We start from the raw sequence: 15,890 nt of genomic DNA on the forward strand, positions 1-15,890 counted from the left end.
CACGGCGGCATTGGGTTCCGCTCCTGCATGGGCATGGAAAGCACCATGACCACACTCTTGACTGTGGCGGAGTTCAAGAACCGCTACAAAATCAGCCATTCCGCTTTTTATCGCGAGGTGGCCGCCAATCGCATCCCCATCAAGAAAATCGGCCGCGCAACGCGCATCGCACTTGCCGATGCTGAAGCGTGGGCATCGAGCCTTCCGACACAAGGCGGGGAGGCTTCCAATGGATGACCGCAAGAAAGATGCCCCCAGCGCCGCTGCAACGGCTCTGGGGGCGGATGTCGAAGGCGACGAAGCCATTGGACAGGCCGAACCTTACCATTCGCCCAGAACCCCTCGCAAGCGCATTGTCGTGAAGGCAATCGGGCCCAGCGGCCAGCCGTTCACAGTGTCGGGTCAAATTGCGAAGGTACTGTTGGCGCTCATGGAGGCAGGCGAAGAGGGGATCACGCCACTTGCGCCTGAAACTTGGTCGCTTCGGCTCTCTCATCATGTGCGCGAGCTCGAAACACGGCAGAGCCTCGTGATCGCAAGAATGTGGGGAACGCATGATGAAGGGCGCCATGCCCGCTACGTCCTGCGGTCGACAGTGACCATCATCGAAGTGATTTCCAACTGACAAAGCGGATGCAGGCGGGGCGGCTGATAACGGTCGCCCTGTTTCCGTTCGCAGGATCAATCCCGCACATGGGAGTGACTTGCCGTGCGCAAGCGAAACAGAAACAAGCCCAACCAGAAAGGCCGCAACCCTACCTCGCGTTTTGCTAGGCTGGATCATCGCCTTTTGAACTCACCTGCGTATCGTGCGCTCAGCACCGCAGCGCGTGCCCTGCTGGTGGAGCTCACCATGCTGGACAATGGCGAGAACAACGGGAGCCTCTACCTCAGCATCCGTGACGCGGCAGGGCGGCTGGGTATGGCCGACCTTACAGCCGTGCGGAGCGCCTTCGATGAATTGCAGGGACTGGGGCTCATCGAGATGACCGAGAGCGCTTCGTTTCACGTCAAAGCAGCTGAAAAATCCCGCGCTCGATGCTGGCGATTGACTTGGCTCGCTGGTCCAGGTCGCAAAGGCCCTTCTATGGCATTCATGAGTTGCCAGCCGGAACCCGGCACGAAAGCGCACAAACGGATGGAACGCGGAACGCGGGCTTTGAAGGCATTTCGGAAGGCGAGGGATTCTGGCCGATTGCCGGTATTGGATTCCGACACATAGGGCTGAAACAGTGCCAAACTGAAAGTGAAAGCGGTGTTGGTTTCCAATACGCCGAGAGGCCGAAACGGCGGAATTCAGCCATTTCGCTTTGTGTCGGATTCCTACGCACACATAGCTGCCACCATGGGTGGTCTTCCATAACATTGCTCGATCGATGTGCTTCTACAGGCTCTCGAGCGTTTCAGAAGTCAGGTGCAATGATGGACTTTTCGGTCTCCGAGAGACCGTAAGCGCGTGCGACTACGTCCCAAAGTTCCTCCCGCAGCATGTCTGATTTTAACTTCAATCGGCGCCGGTGGGACTCAACTCTTGCTGCCCCTTCCTCGTCAATAACCTCAGTCAATGCATCCACCAGTCCGGCAATCTCACTTGAGCTGGGCAGCATTGGAAACTCTTCAAGCTGCTTCTTTGTGTACCAAGGATGCAATCTATCGTAGATCGCATACTTCGTTCGAAGATACCAAGCACCTAAGGGGCTTGTTAAAACGCCAAGGGCGGTCTTGAGTACTTGGGTGTCATCACTCTTGCTAATTGCAATGTAGAGCGCTTGGTCAATGGCAGCGGACTCTTCAATGTACGCGGCTGATAGAATAGGCCCGAGAGTCTTCCGGAAAACGGCCTTGGGTTTATGCATGAAGTCCGGATCGCGAGGCTCTGCTAACCAGTCGCCATAGGAGACGTATTGGCCCGAATACCGATAGGTTAGCCAGAAGACGTCTCTGCCTCTGACTTCAGGCAGGTAGGTCTTATCCATGGGACTATCGGCATGGTAAGACCGCTCGTCCTTGTCTCGCTTTGTTTGCGGCCCTTTACCGTACGCCGAAGCACCATAGCCGTCAGTGCGGTACGCGTGCAGACCGCGATTCAGTCGAACAAGGGACCCGAAGTTGGCAAACCCCTTGTCTAGTCGAGAGATGATCTTCTCTGCACGCTTCTCATAGTGAGGGTTTATCAATCCTACTCTGTTGATGTCGCTGACATTCAGAGAGTTCACCTGACCGTATTCGACAGGTGACTTGAACTTGATGACGTCGAGGGCCTTCAACGGGGGCGCATTGCGAGTGAAGAATACGGTGTTCTCGATATTCGCATCTTTGAAGACCTTGTAGTCAAAGATGCTCACGCTCTCAGTCGCCCAGTCGTTCAGCAAAGTATGGCGTACGCGTGAAAAATTAGCAGAATTGAGCCATGAGTCGGGAACGATATACGAGATAATGCCGCCATCTTTCAGAAGGTTAATACCCCTTTCAATGAAGTATACATAGAAATCCGTTTGGTACTCCGTAAGCTCGTATCGGTCTTGGTAGTAGAGCGCCTGATCCTTCCCTGCTGAAAAGAGATATGGAGGGTTTCCAATCACGCAGTCGAACCCGCCTGCCCTTTTAAGAAACGGAAATTCGGCTTCCCAGTCGAAGACATTCATCGCGATGTGGTCGTCGTCTGAAAAGAGCGAGTAGGAATATGTCCCATAAAAGTCGCTACCGATAAGCGAATTGCCGCACCTGATATTATGCCCGAGATCAGGTAGCGCCCTTATATGGAAGAAATCCATCTGCCTGGCCATTGCATCTGCTGTTTCGCCTTCCAGAACCTTCAAGAGGAGCGACAATTTCGTGACTTCAACAGCCTGCGTGTCGATGTCCACACCGTAAATGTGGGTGAGCAGGATTCTTCGGCGTTCCGCAATTGTCAGGCGCCAATCGTCCTTTCCGGTCTGCATCAACTTTGGCTCTTTGCCACCAGCATGCTTTGCAGGACCATCGGCGACATACGCGTCGCGGTACCATTCGAGCAAAAACTGGTAGGCGCCAATTAGGAATGAGCCCGACCCGCATGCCGGATCCAGAACGCGAATTGGCGAACGGTCTTTGGCGCGGCCATCTTCTCCTGACGCTTGAGAGGGGGTTTTGCCTTCGAGCAGTTTTCCAAGCGTGTTGTTCACAATGTAATCAACAATGTAAGCTGGCGTATAGTAAACGCCGCCGGCCTTCTTGACCTCAGGTTTCTCTTCAATGATCGCACGAGTTCCTGCGAGCCGAATTACCTTGCCTAAGAAGCGCTCGTAGACTTGACCCAGTATGTCTGCGGGCAGAACTGAGAACTCGTAGGGGCTATCAGGGTAATACAGGCTCTTCAGGATCGACTTTAGAACTTTGTCATCGATCTCAAGGTCGAGCGTGAACGTGTCTAAGGTTTCTGGGGACCCGTCTCCTTTTCGGAAATGAAAGAGACCAGAGTTGTAGCGGTCATCTGCCTTGCGGAACAGGGAGGCGAGCCCTTCGTAAACCTCTTTGCCTGAAGTAAGTGCTTGCAGCTGGCCGTATCTCTCGATCCCTCTGTCTTCCGCGATACGGAGGAAAACGATCCGATCGATTGTTCTCTGAACGGCAGCATTAAGCTCCCGAACATCTAAGTCCTGGTTACGTAGCGCGATGTTACGCGCAAGTGCCGCTCGCCACGACTCGATTTCTTCTAGGAAGGCATCGTCGACCTCTGCTGTTCCTCGCTTGCGCCGATTGTCAGCCGCGTACTTGTCGAACGATCCCTTAAGGACCGCCTCACGAGAGAAGATTGCTTCGATCTCGTCCCATTTGTCGAGATAGTCCTCGAACGTATAGTAGACGGTGCGAGCGACGCTTGCCTTGTCAGTCCTCTCAGGTTTGACCCGGCAATCGTAGACTGCGAACTCTTCAAAATCGGTGAGTATAGATAGGGGTAGCTTGGCGCTCCATGCATACCTGCGAAGTTGGAAGGCTGGTCCAACATCCTGTTTAATGTTTACCGATGGCTTTTTCGCTTCCAGAAAAAACTTTCGCGTGCCTCCGATACGGAAGGCATAGTCGGGGGCCTTGGTATTCCCGCCGATCTTGAGCGCGTCTTCATGCACCACATCCTTGTACGCTTCGGCATAGCCTTGCTCGTTGTCGATGTCCCAACCAAGAGCCTTGAAGAACGGATCGATAAACTCCCTACGGACCTGAGTTTCGTTGTAGGAGCTGGCTTGGTAAGCATCTTTGTGAAGGCGAAAGCGTTCAACTAGATCACTGATTATCTTTGGCGCGGGCATGCATCTCCTATTGCACGCTGCCGGTAAGCCGAAAAGTGACTTCGGCATCAGTCCGGTGGCGGGACGGTACGGTTGGCTAGTGAAAGGCTCCCAATCTCATGCCGCAACCCATTCGCTCGCGCTCCATTGGCAAGAATTCGACTGATCTCCATGGATCACGGGTCAGGTCACACCGGTCTACGCGTCGCAGCTGGGAAATTTGGCAAGCACACCCTACCCCGCGATTTCGGGATGTAAGGCTTTCTAAACCTTCAAGAATAGTGGTTTGGGCGAAAGTCACCCGCCTGCGAGTTGAGCGGGTTTGCGCCGATCCGTAGCCAACTCATTGCGCGACAAGATTCTGAAATCGTGATTGAAATTCGTCAATGTCCGCGAGTTGTCTGCGATCCATACAATTCGCCTGCCTCAAGCTGCCTAGCCGCCGTGGCTCAGACTGTAACTTCTAACTGAACCTAATGCGTCGAAACGGCCCAGCCGGACAAAAAGCGGTCAGCTAGCGCTTCATGCGAGCGCAATAGGCAGGTAGGACCCGCGATTATCTGGACTGCCAGCCGCGCCAAGATTGTCGGATTGCGAGCTCGGCAGGGCATCCGGAAGCTGGGCAAGCCAGACCCCCTGTTTTCCATACTCATTCCATACGGAGCGAGTGGTGCTTCCCTAAGTCATTGAAAAGCTGGCGCACCCGACAGGATTCGAACCTGTGGCCTCTGCCTTCGGAGGGCAGCGCTCTATCCAGCTGAGCTACGGGTGCCAGTCGCCACTGTTGGCAGCGGCGCGCCCGTAGCAATGGCACGCGGCATCGCCAAGCGCAATCTCGCCTTTCGCTGTCCGACCGCGATTATTGGGAACGGGGCAATTGCACCAGTTCGGTGCCGTCTTCCTTGATCACGCGCACGTTGAAGCCGCCGCGGCGCCCGTCGCGCAAGGGATAGTAGCCCACGGTAATCACCTCGCCCGGTGCCAGCGAGCGGCGGTTCCAGCCGAAGCGGCTCAGCGTGTTGGGCGTCATCCCCTCGAACGACCAGCGCCGGTCGCGCGAATCGCGGGCGTAGATGAAGGTGTGCGGATTGGTCCACACCCAGCGCTCCACCGTCATCTGCTCCAGCGTGCTCTCCGATCCCCATTCGAACATGGCGGTGGAATGGTGCGCCGAACCGGGCACGGCCATGCCTGCGACCACGGCCAGGGCAGCCCCTGCGGCCAGCACGGTGCGGCGGAACGGTTTCGTGGTCATGTGTCTCACTCTCTCCGCAAATGGGCAGCCGATCTGCGCCGGTCGCCTCTTGTCGGGAAAGATCATGCCAGCAAGAACCGGACAAAATCAACCCGTCGCTTGACTTGGCCCCGCAAAGCACCGCAACCTCATGCCAAACAGGATCAACATGGGTGAGGAAAACCGGATGAAACTCAACGTAGGATTCCTGCGCGCGGCAGCTGTAACCGCGCTTGCCACGCTGGCCATTCCGGCCGCTGCACAGGAGGGCGACTACACGCCCCCGCGCGCCGAGGGCTATGCGGAGCTGGCGGACCTGCCCGACTGGACCGGCACCTGGCATCAGGACTGGGAACGCCTGTTCGGCGTTACCGTCGCCCCCGTCGTGCTGACGCCAGAGGCGCAGGCGGTGCAGGACGAGTTCGAGGCGCGCTATGCCGAAACCGGGCCGCCGCTGGAAGCCGAGGCGCGCTGCCTGCCGCCGGGCGTGCCGCTGATCATGAGCGTGGGCGGAATGCCGATCGAAGTGCTCTACTCACCCGGCCGCGTGACCATCCTGACAGAGGCATACGGCCAGGCGCGGCGCATTTTCACCGACGGGCGCGACTTGCCGGACGATCCCGAACCCTTCTTCAACGGCAATTCGGTGGGTCACTGGGAAGGTGACGCGCTGGTGGTGGAAACCGTGGGCCTGCACGAGATGAACGGCATCGCGCGCGGCATCTACGTGCCGCATTCGGACCAGATGCGGGTGAGCGAACGGATCTACATGCCGGCCGAAGGCGAACTGGCGGTGGAAATCACCGTCACCGATCCGCCCGTGCTGGCAGAGCCGCACGTGATGCACCTGTTCTACAAGCGGCAGAACGAATTCCCGATCCGTGAATACGTGTGCGAGAACAACCGCCTCGTTACCGGGGAGGACGGCGCCAACATCGACCTAGGGCTGGATGACGAGGGCGACCCCTTCGGACCACCGGTTTCGGAAGATGAGCCCGGCGAGGGCATGGGTGAACCGACCGAGGACTGAGCGCGCTCTATCCGCTTGGATCGCTAACCGATTGGCAACCAGCGCGGCGCTACGGCGTGGGGCATGAATGCACCCTCGGTCAATTTTGCCAATTCCCATTTTCGCTCCACCATCGATGCCAGCAGCACCTCGATGCGCTGGGCCGCGCTTGGCGAGGCGGGACAGGTGGTGGCCATGCTGGCCGGAATGGAACCGGAGCGGCCGAGCAAGGAGATTCGCGACTTCCCCGCCCTCATCCGGAATACGGAGAAGTGGCGGCGCGATCTTGTCGAGAATGGCTGCGCCGATCTTGCCGCGGTAATGGAGCCGGGGATTACCGCGCTGCTGGCCGTGAACGCGCGCGGGGCCAATTGCAGGCCCGCCGCCCTCGCCCTTTGGCGCGAATTCGCGGCTGCGCGCTCCGCCCTGCTTGCACTGCTTCCTTCCACTGGAGAGCACGGCCCGCGCCGCAGCGCCTGAGCGCAAAAGAGTGCCAGCACGGCTTGACCGTGTTCGCTTTTCGTTCCAGTTTCGGGACATGGCCGATTCGCTGATCCAACCCTCCGCACCTGGCGCCGCGCACGATGCGGGCGACGATCCCTTCACCCTTCGCTCTCGTGCCGTGTGCCGGGGCATTTCCCGCCTGTTCGCGCGCAACAATGTCTGGGCCTTGCCAGAAATGCCGCTGCGCAATGGCAGGCGGGCAGACCTGATGGGCATCGATGCCAAGGGCAAGATCGTGATCGTCGAGGTGAAGACCGCGCGCGGAGACCTGATGGGGGACGGCAAGTGGCCCGACTATCTCGACTTCTGCGACCGCTTCTACTGGGGCCTCCCGCCCGAGCTTGACCGCGCCTGCCTCGACGGGCCGGACTTCCGCCCGGAATGCTGCGGCGTGATCGTGGCCGACGAATACGATGCCGAGATCGTCCGCCCCGCCCCCAGCCACCCGCTCGCCGCCGCGCGTCGGCGGGTGGAGGTGGAGCGGTTGTCGCGAACGGCCCTGCGCCGTTTGCAGGTGGCGGCGGACCCGCATTGCAACACCTGGGGCGCGGAACTGGCAGGTTGAACCGCGACTTACGCGGGCCCTGCAACGGGTAATGGAATAATTACGCGGCTTGCGCCATAAGCCTCGCCCAATGCTTCTCGCGATCATCCTTTCGGCCCTTGCCATGACGGCAATCGTCGCCGTGCGCTACCTGCTCACCAGCGGGGGCTTCGCCCTCGCCACGCGTGCCGTGCGTCCCGGTCTCTACAACGGGCTGAACCCGCAGATTCGCAAGGAAATCGGCTGGTCGATGGTGTCGGCGGCGATTTACGGCATACCCGCGGGCGTGGTGGCCTGGGGCTGGCAGGAACTGGGCTGGACGCGCATCTATACCGACCTTGCGGCCTATCCGCTGTGGTACCTGCCGCTCTCGCTGTTTCTCTACCTGTTCGCGCACGACACCTGGTTCTACTGGACCCACCGCTGGATGCACAAACCCAAGTGGTTCCGCATCGCCCACGCCGTGCACCATGCCAGCCGCCCGCCGACGGCATGGGCAGCGATGAGCTTCCACCCGATCGAGGCGATCACCGGCGCGGTGGTGATACCGTTCCTGGTGTTCTTCATCCCCGTTCACGTGGGGGTGCTGGGGCTGGTACTGGCGATCATGACGGTGATGGGCGTCACCAATCACATGGGCTGGGAAATGTTTCCGAAATGGCTTGTTCATTCCCGCGCAGGGAATTGGGTGATAACAGCCAGCCATCACCAGCGGCACCATGACGAGTATCGCTGCAATTACGGCCTCTATTTCAGGTTCTGGGATCGCTTGTGCAAAACGGATCGCGGGCTGGCAAAGCCCTCCTCGCCCTAATGACCGCAGCCATGCTGGGCGCGCCTGCCGCGCAGCTTTCGGCGCAGACTGCCCCTGCCCTGCGCGGCACGCAGGTGGTGATCGAGGTTGCCAACCTGCGCAACACCGATGGCGTGGTGCGCGCCTGCATGACGCGCGATTCGCAGCGTTTCCCGCGCTGCCAGAATTCGGCGCAGGGTTATCGCACGGTCGTGCCCGCCGGTGAGGCCACCACCCTTCGCTTCGCCAACGTGCAGCCCGGCACCTATGCCATCGCGCTGCTGCATGACGAGAACGACAATGGCAAGGCGGACCGCGTGCTGGGCATGATGCCGCGCGAGGGGTTCGGCTTTTCCAACGATGCGCCCGTGAACATGGGGCCGCCCTCGTTCGGCGATGCCGCCATACAGGTGGGCGCGCGCGAACTGCACCAGACGATCCGCATGCGCTACATGCTGTAAAGGCTTGCAGATTTAACGGGCTCAGGCCCGTTTCGTGGGGAATATCCGCCGAAAAGCCCGGCACAACTTCACACAATTTTTACCAAAAATGGCCAAAGGTGTCTTTGTCACAAGGACACATGAAAAGGCGATTTTGGCATGGATACTTTGCGCGGCAGCTTCGAAGCGCTCGACACGGCAGACCTGGGCCCCGGGCTCGATGCCATGGATTACGAGTACGACGACGCGGTGGACAACACCCCGCCGCCGGCCATCGGCACGGACGAGCGCCGGATGCAGGTGCGCGCCTACAATTTCTGGGCCAGCCTGCTCGACAATCGCAATTTTCCGGCCATCGACGATCTCGATCCCGAGGCCCTGCCCGACTTCGGCCCCAACTCGGTGCTGCTGGATTTCTCGCGCGGGCTGGAAAATCCCGAAGTCGCCTATCTCGGTGCCAGCCTGGCGCTGGAATGCGACAGCAATTCCGCCGAGATCAACCAGCTTTCCGACGTGCCTGCCCGCTCGCTGCTGAGCCGCATCACCGACCATTACATGCAGATCATCGCCAACCAGGCACCGATCGGGTTCGAGGCCGAATTCGTCAACCAGCGCGGGGCGACGATCCTCTATCGCGGCATCCTGCTGCCGTTTTCCAGCGACGATGAGACCATCGACTTCATCTACGGCGTCATCAACTGGAAGGAGATGGCGAGCAGCGAGGTATCGGACGAACTCGTGCTGGAAATGGGCCAGGCGCTGGACCACGAAGAGGCCGAGGACGACGCCTGGGCCTCCGAAGCGCGTCGCCCGGCGACGGACGAAATGGTCGACTGGGCCGATGGCCCGGCAAGCCCGGACTTCACGGCAGGCGACATCGCCGAGCCTGAAATTGCGCCTTCCGCCACGCTCGATCCCGCGCAGATGGAACTGGCCGACTGGCTGGCCGCCGCGCGCGAGATGGCGCAGACGGCGCAGAGCAGCGAGGAGCGCACCCGCACCTCGCTCTACGAAGCGGTCAGCCGCGCCTACGATTTCGCCATCGCCGCGCTCGATGCACCGGCCGATTTCTCAGAACTGCTGCGCGATTCGGGCCTGACCATGCAGGAACGCGCGCCCATGACGCCGGTGGTGAAGCTGGTCTTCGGCGTGGATTACGACAAGACGCGCCTCACCGAATATGCTGCCGTGCTGAGCTGGGCGAAGCGCACTGGCGTGGAACGCGGCGCGTTGGCCGAACACCTGAAGACGGCCGAGGGTGGCCTCAAGGGCATCATTGCTGCCGAGCGTGCCTGGCGCCGCGAACAGGACGGCAAGCCCGTCGCCCCCAAGGCCAAGGGGCCGAAGAAGTCCGTCGTGCGCAAGCTGCGCGCCATGGAACCGCGCCGGTTCGAATCGCTGGCGGGCGAAGGCGAGGAACTCGGACTGGTGATGATCCGCCGCACCGAGGATGGCGACGTGGTGATGCTGGGCGAAGTGCCCGCCAACGCCTCGCTCATCGAAAAGGCTGCGCGCGGCCTGTTCGACTGACGGTTCCTGCCGCGAGGCGGAACCGACAGGCTGACATTGCGGTTGGGAAAGGCATGCCCCTTTTCCCGACCCGGCCGCTCCGCATCCAGCCCTATTTCGGCCACCGCAGCCGTTCCCGGCTCGTCCTTTCCGCCCGCGCGCTGCGGGTGAAGGAAGCCAATTTCGACAGGCAGAGCACGCTCGGCGCCATCGGCACGATGCTCGGCCAGTTCATCAGTCACGAAGTGGCGGGCGTTGCCGTCACCCTGGTGGTTCACGGCAAGGACGGCCCGATCCTTTCGCAAGAGATGGAAAGCGACGAGGAAGGCTTCGTGCATTTCGACGTGCCGCTGGAGCCGGAGTGGGACCTGCCCGAACATCCGGCCTGGGAAGTGGTGCACCTGCACTGGAACGCGCCCGACGGCGTGCAGGAGGTGGAGGCGCACGTGCTGGCGCCCGGCTGCGACGGCAGGCTGGCCGTCATCTCCGACATCGACGACACCATCATAGAGACCGGCATCACCGGCGGCATCGGCTCCGTCGCCCGCAACTGGGACCGCGTGTTCGCGCAGATGCCCGGCCAGCGCACCGTGGTGCCTGGCGCGGCCACCTTCTACAGCGAACTGGGCGGCGCTGGCGATAGCGGTAAGGCGGACAAGCCCAGCGAGGCCCTCGTCGCCACGCGGCGGCCGTTCTTCTACGTCTCCTCCAGCCCGTGGAACCTGTTCACCTACCTCGTCGCCTTCCAGCAGATGCGCGGCCTGCCACTGGGGCCGATCAAGCTGCGGGACTGGGGCTTCAACCGCCAGACGTTCGGCAAGTCCAGCCACGGCAGCCACAAGGTGGAGGCGATCGCCGGTATCCTCGCGATGTATCCCGACATGCAGTTCGCGCTGATCGGGGACGATACGCAAGGCGACCTGCCCGCTTTCGCCAATGCGGCAAAGGCGTTCCCCGGCCAGATCGCCGCCGTCTTCATGCGCACGGTCTCGACCGAGGCGCTTTCCGCGAAAGAACAGGACGCCATCGACGCGATCCGTGCCGCGCAGATACCGCTGTGGATGGGCGAGGATTACGAGACCGGGCTGGAATTCCTCGCCGCCAACGGCTTCACTCCCAGCGGAGAGACCCAGCAGATCGTCAAGACGGTCGACCGGGTCGACGATGATGCCGCCGATGCCGAAGGGCAGGCGAGCGGCTAAATCTTCAGTTCCGGTTCATGGCGCAAGCCGCTAGGCTGCGGCCCTCATGGCCATGATAAAAACCCTCGCCGCCCGCCTGCTGGCCCTGCTGGCCGCCATTGCCGTAACCGTGCAGCCTGCTGCCGCGCAAAGTCTCTCCATCCTGCGCGATGCCGAGACGGAACAGTTGCTGCAGGACATGGTCGATCCGCTGGCCGAAGCCGCCGGGCTTGGCGAGGGCGCGGTGGAAGTGGTGCTGATCAACGACAATTCGATCAACGCTTTCGTCGCGGGCGGACAGCGCATCTTCGTGCATTCCGGCCTCATCAACGCCGCCGACAGCGCCAACGAGGTGCAGGGCGTGCTGGCGCACGAACTGGGTCACATCACCGGCGGCCATATCAACCGCTTCTCCGAAGGCGCGGGCAATGCAACGCGCATCACCCTGCTTTCCGCGCTGCTGGCCGTCGGTGCGGCGCTGGCCGGTGGCGGCGAAGCGGCGATGGGCGTGCTGGGCGCGGGGCAGCAGGCCGCAATGGGCAGTTTCCTCGCCTTCAGCCGCGTGCAGGAAGCCAGCGCCGATGCCGCCAGCGTGGAATATATTGAATGCGCCGGGATCGACGGCGCGGGCCTCATCACGTTCTTCGGCAAATTGCAGAACATGGAATACCGCCGCCACATCCCGCAGGACGAGAGCGCAGGCTATTCGCGCACCCACCCGCTGACGGGCGACCGCATCGCCAGGCTGACGGATGCCATCAACAACGGGTCGGGCGGTCCTGAGGCCGATCTTTACGCCGAAGTGCAGGAAGCGCCGTCCGTATCGGGCGGGCAGGTGATCTCGCGCGATCCGGGCATCTGCGCCACCGCTCCCGTCGACACGACCGAGCTGGAAGAGCGGTTCCAGCGGGTGAAGGCCAAGCTCTACGGCTACCTCGCCCCGCCGGAGCGGACGCTGAACAACTACCCCTCCTACATGACCGGCGCGCCCGCCCGTTATGCCCGCGCCTATGCCTACCACCAGCAGGCCAAGGTGGACGAGGCGCTGGCGGAAGTGGACGCGCTGATCGCGATGGACCCGCAGGATCCCTATTTCCTCGAATTGAAAGGGCAGATTCTGCTCGAATCGGGCCGGGTGGAAGATGCCCTTCCCCCGCTGCGCGAGGCCACGCGTCTTACCGGGTCCAACCCGCTGATTGCCGGCAGCCTCGGCCATGCGCTGATCGCCACGGAAAATCCCGCCAATCTCGACGAAGCGGAAAGCGTGCTGCGCGCTGCCGTGGGACGCGACCACGAGAACCCCTTCGCCTGGTACCAGCTGGGCGTGGTCTACGGCCAGCGCGGCGACACGCCGCGCGCCCGTCTCGCCAGTGCGGAACAGCAGGTGATGCAGGGCAATTTCCAGGGTGCGCTGGTGAACGCGCAGGCAGCGGAGAGCAACCTGCCCGTGGGTTCGCCCGACTGGATCCGCGCGCAGGACGTGGCGCTGCAGGCGCGCGGACTGCTTGAACGCCAGCGGGATCGCCAGTAACCCTTTTGCCATGCGCTGGATCATCACCACTGTCGTCGCCGTAATCGCCGGTTTTGCCGGAGCTGCGGCATGGGACTATTCGGGCCTTGCTCCCGACCGGACCCGCGAATCCATCATGGCCAACCCGGAAATGCTGCCCGAAGCGATCGAGGAGCTGCAACGCCGCGAAACCGTAGCCCGGCTGGAGCCGATGCGCTCGGAAATCGAGACGCCCTTCCCCGGCGCCGTGCTGGGTAACCCGAATGGTGAAATCACGCTGGTTGAATTCTCCGATTACGCCTGTGGCTACTGCCGCATGAGCGTCGACCACGTAAACCAGCTGATCGCTGCAAATCCCGACCTGCGTGTGGTCATTCGTGAATACCCCATCCTTTCCGCAGGCAGCGCCGATGCCGCGCGCATGGCACTGGCCGCCGCGCAGCAAGGCAAGTTCGAGGAATTTCACAACGCCATGTTCTCGTTCGAGGGGCTGACGCCCGAGAATATCGAGCAGGCTGCGCAGCAGTCCGGTGTCGACATGGAGCAGGCACGCGCATCCATCGAATCAGGCGCCTTCGAGAGCCAGTTGCAGAACAACGTCTTCCTCGCCCGCAACATGGGCCTTTCCGGCACGCCTGCCTGGGTGGTGGGCGACCAGGTGCTTTCCGGCGCGGTCGGCGTGGCCACGCTGAGCGCAGCGATCGAAGAGGCGCGCGATTCCTGAGGCAAGCCGCCTTGCACGGGAGACAAATCCCGCACGGCAGCCGATGGCAAGCGGCGCGGGCGATACCAGATTGGGCGGCATGAACATGCTGCCGATCAGCCCCCGGCCTTTCTTCGCCGACAAGAACAAGGCGTTCTGGCGGCTGCAATTGCTGGGTTGGGGCGGCGCTTTCGTGTTCCGTTCCGCCACCACCATCGCCAACGAACGGCCGCTCGACTTCCTCATCACCGTGCTAATCACCGCCATCGCGGGCTTTTCCATCAGCACCGTCCTGAGCGTGATCTATTCCAACCTCATCAATCGCCGCCCGTTGATCACCTGGACTTTCACCGCCGTGGTGCTGCTGATGGCCGTGGGCGTTTCCGCTTTCATCAACGCCTGGACGCTCGACGTGTACCAGGGCGGCGCGGAATCGAGCTTTCTCCAGCTGATGCTGGGCGTGGCCTACATCGACATGACGCTGCTCGGCGCGTGGTCGGCGCTGTACTATGCCATCAACTTCTTCCTGCAGGTTGAACAGCAGGCGGACCGGCTCGAGCGGCTGGAAACGCAGGCGACCAGCGCGCAGCTGGCCATGCTGCGTTACCAGCTCAACCCGCACTTCCTGTTCAACACGCTGAATTCCATCTCCACCCTCGTGCTGCTGGGTGAGACGAAGCCCGCCAACGCCATGCTCACCCGCCTGTCCAGCTTCCTGCGGCACACGCTGGTGAACACGCCGGGCGGAAAGGTGACGGTGGCACAGGAAGTGGAGACGCTGAAACTCTACCTCGATATCGAGCGAATGCGTTTCGAGGAGCGGCTGCGCACCGATTTCGAGATCGGCGAACGCGCCGCGCGCGGCTGCATCCCCTCGTTCCTGCTCCAGCCACTGATCGAGAACGCCATCAAGTACGGCGTTTCCGCGCAGGAGGAAGGCGCGCGCATCAGCCTGTCCGCCCACGTGATCGGCAACATGCTGCGGATGATCGTGTCCGACACCGGCCCCGGCTTGCAGGGCGCACAGCGCAACGCCGAATCGCTGGTGCACACGCCCTCGTCCACCGGCGTGGGGCTTGCCAATATTCGCGACAGGCTGGCCCAGGCTTACGGCGAGAACAGTCGCTTCGAGATTGAAACCCCGCCCGATGGCGGCTTTACAGTGATTATCGAACTGCCCTTCGAACCGGCGGAGGCAGAGCAGGAACAGCAAGGCAGGGCGAAACTTCCCCGCGCCTCGCGTGTTTCACACTCACCGGCTGCAACAGGGAACGCACAACCTAACGAAAGCGACGGTGAAACCGTCCCAGCCCCCCGAACCGGAGCCAATGCATGAGCATCCGCACAATCATCGTCGATGACGAAAAACTGGCCATCCAGGGCCTGCAATTGCGCCTGGAACCCTTCACCGATATCGAGGTGATCGAAACCTGCGCCAACGGGCGCGAAGCGATCCGCGCGATCAAGACGCAGAAACCCGACCTCGTCTTCCTCGACATTCAGATGCCGGGGTTCGACGGGTTTTCCGTGGTGAAAGGCGTGATGGACGTCGATCCGCCGCTGTTCGTCTTCGTCACCGCCTACCAGGAACACGCCATCCGCGCGTTCGAGGCGAACGCGGTGAACTACCTGATGAAGCCGGTGGACGAGGACAAGCTGGCCGACACCGTGGAACGCGTACGCCAGCGCCTGGCAGAAATGCGCAGCGCCGAGGAAGCGGAGAAGCTGAAGGACGTGCTGGCCGAAGTCAGCCCCGACAGCCTCGAGGCGATTTCCGAGGGCGAGGATGCCACGGGCCGCTACGAAAAGATGATCAACGTGAAGGACCGCGGCCAGATCTTCCGCGTCGATGTCGACACCATCGAGCATATCGAGGCCGCCGGCGACTACATGTGCATCTACACCGGCGACAACTCGCTGATCCTGCGCGAGACGATGAAGGACCTGGAACGCCGGCTGGACCCCAAGAACTTCCAGCGCGTCCACCGCTCCACCATCGTCAATCTCGACCAGGTGCGACAGGTGAAGCCGCACACCAACGGCGAATGCTTCCTCGTGCTGGATAGCGGCGCCGAGGTGAAAGTCAGCCGCTCGTACAGGGATGTGGTAGCGCGGTTCGTGCATTAGTTTGCAGTGCGAACCCGCCTCCGCGGGTTCGTCCTCGCCAGGCGCGCAGCAAGCTGCGCCCTTGCGGT

General features: G+C 61.6%; 16 protein-coding genes and 1 tRNA gene. 14 read left to right on the plus strand and 3 right to left on the minus strand.

Features of this window, described 5'->3' with window-relative positions; all coding sequences use genetic code 11:
• Positions 1-45 precede the first annotated feature (45 nt).
• From ABFX23_RS00120 to ABFX23_RS00130, 3 genes are all read left to right on the plus strand, one after another.
• On the plus strand, positions 46-237 hold the full coding sequence (locus ABFX23_RS00120; protein WP_346031115.1) for a helix-turn-helix transcriptional regulator: 192 nt from the start codon (positions 46-48) through the stop codon (positions 235-237).
• The gene (locus tag ABFX23_RS00125) at positions 230-625 is read left to right on the plus strand and encodes a winged helix domain-containing protein (protein ID WP_346031116.1); all 396 of its coding nucleotides are present in this window, start codon (positions 230-232) and stop codon (positions 623-625) included. The genes ABFX23_RS00120 and ABFX23_RS00125 overlap by 8 nt, the downstream gene beginning before the upstream one ends.
• 84 nt (positions 626-709) lie before the next feature.
• On the plus strand, positions 710-1,222 hold the full coding sequence (locus ABFX23_RS00130) for a hypothetical protein (RefSeq protein ID WP_346031117.1): 513 nt from the start codon (positions 710-712) through the stop codon (positions 1,220-1,222).
• Positions 1,223-1,403: 181 nt separating this feature from the next.
• Here the strand turns inward: ABFX23_RS00130 and ABFX23_RS00135 are convergent, their stop codons facing one another.
• The 3 genes from ABFX23_RS00135 to ABFX23_RS00145 all read right to left on the minus strand — a co-directional run bounded on the left by ABFX23_RS00135 (position 1,404) and on the right by ABFX23_RS00145 (position 5,523).
• Complete coding sequence (locus ABFX23_RS00135) at positions 1,404-4,289, minus strand: Eco57I restriction-modification methylase domain-containing protein (RefSeq protein ID WP_346031118.1); 2,886 nt, start codon at positions 4,287-4,289, stop codon at positions 1,404-1,406.
• Between the two features lie 674 nt (positions 4,290-4,963).
• A tRNA-Arg gene (locus tag ABFX23_RS00140) sits at positions 4,964-5,040 on the minus strand.
• A gap of 87 nt (positions 5,041-5,127) precedes the next feature.
• Complete coding sequence (locus ABFX23_RS00145) at positions 5,128-5,523, minus strand: DUF6152 family protein (RefSeq protein ID WP_346031119.1); 396 nt, start codon at positions 5,521-5,523, stop codon at positions 5,128-5,130.
• 166 nt (positions 5,524-5,689) lie between these two features.
• Between ABFX23_RS00145 and ABFX23_RS00150 the strand changes: the two genes are divergently transcribed.
• The 11 genes from ABFX23_RS00150 to ABFX23_RS00200 all read left to right on the plus strand — a co-directional run bounded on the left by ABFX23_RS00150 (position 5,690) and on the right by ABFX23_RS00200 (position 15,822).
• A complete protein-coding gene (locus ABFX23_RS00150; protein WP_346031120.1) occupies positions 5,690-6,532 on the plus strand; it encodes a hypothetical protein in 843 nt (280 codons plus the stop codon).
• Between the two features lie 63 nt (positions 6,533-6,595).
• Positions 6,596-6,991 carry a hypothetical protein gene (locus ABFX23_RS00155; RefSeq protein ID WP_346031121.1) on the plus strand — a complete coding sequence of 132 codons (396 nt, stop codon included), beginning with the start codon at positions 6,596-6,598 and terminating at the stop codon, positions 6,989-6,991.
• A gap of 58 nt (positions 6,992-7,049) precedes the next feature.
• Entirely contained in the window at positions 7,050-7,580 is a 531-nt protein-coding gene (locus ABFX23_RS00160) for an MmcB family DNA repair protein (RefSeq protein WP_346031122.1), read from the plus strand.
• A 70-nt stretch (positions 7,581-7,650) separates the two neighbouring features.
• Positions 7,651-8,373: a sterol desaturase family protein gene (locus ABFX23_RS00165; RefSeq protein ID WP_346031123.1), complete on the plus strand. Its 723-nt coding sequence runs from the start codon at positions 7,651-7,653 to the stop codon at positions 8,371-8,373.
• Positions 8,373-8,813 (plus strand): DUF2141 domain-containing protein, encoded by a 441-nt coding sequence (locus ABFX23_RS00170; RefSeq protein ID WP_346031124.1) that lies wholly within the window; start codon positions 8,373-8,375, stop codon positions 8,811-8,813. Before ABFX23_RS00165 ends, ABFX23_RS00170 begins: the two co-directional genes overlap by 1 nt.
• Before the next feature lie 138 nt (positions 8,814-8,951).
• Positions 8,952-10,322, plus strand: a complete 1,371-nt coding sequence (locus tag ABFX23_RS00175) for a PAS domain-containing protein (RefSeq protein WP_346031125.1) — start codon at positions 8,952-8,954, stop codon at positions 10,320-10,322.
• Positions 10,323-10,375: 53 nt separating this feature from the next.
• Positions 10,376-11,503, plus strand: a complete 1,128-nt coding sequence (locus ABFX23_RS00180) for a phosphatase domain-containing protein (RefSeq protein WP_346031126.1) — start codon at positions 10,376-10,378, stop codon at positions 11,501-11,503.
• 52 nt (positions 11,504-11,555) lie between these two features.
• The gene (locus tag ABFX23_RS00185) at positions 11,556-13,013 is read left to right on the plus strand and encodes a M48 family metalloprotease (RefSeq protein WP_346031127.1); all 1,458 of its coding nucleotides are present in this window, start codon (positions 11,556-11,558) and stop codon (positions 13,011-13,013) included.
• A gap of 10 nt (positions 13,014-13,023) precedes the next feature.
• Positions 13,024-13,716: a DsbA family protein gene (locus ABFX23_RS00190; protein WP_346031128.1), complete on the plus strand. Its 693-nt coding sequence runs from the start codon at positions 13,024-13,026 to the stop codon at positions 13,714-13,716.
• Positions 13,717-13,795: 79 nt separating this feature from the next.
• Positions 13,796-15,031 (plus strand): sensor histidine kinase, encoded by a 1,236-nt coding sequence (locus ABFX23_RS00195; protein ID WP_346031129.1) that lies wholly within the window; start codon positions 13,796-13,798, stop codon positions 15,029-15,031.
• Positions 15,028-15,822 carry a LytR/AlgR family response regulator transcription factor gene (locus ABFX23_RS00200; protein WP_346031130.1) on the plus strand — a complete coding sequence of 265 codons (795 nt, stop codon included), beginning with the start codon at positions 15,028-15,030 and terminating at the stop codon, positions 15,820-15,822. The genes ABFX23_RS00195 and ABFX23_RS00200 overlap by 4 nt, the downstream gene beginning before the upstream one ends.
• The last annotated feature ends 68 nt before the right edge of the window (positions 15,823-15,890 follow it).

This window comes from Erythrobacter westpacificensis (assembly GCF_039542285.1).
Lineage (GTDB): Bacteria > Pseudomonadota > Alphaproteobacteria > Sphingomonadales > Sphingomonadaceae > Alteraurantiacibacter > Alteraurantiacibacter westpacificensis.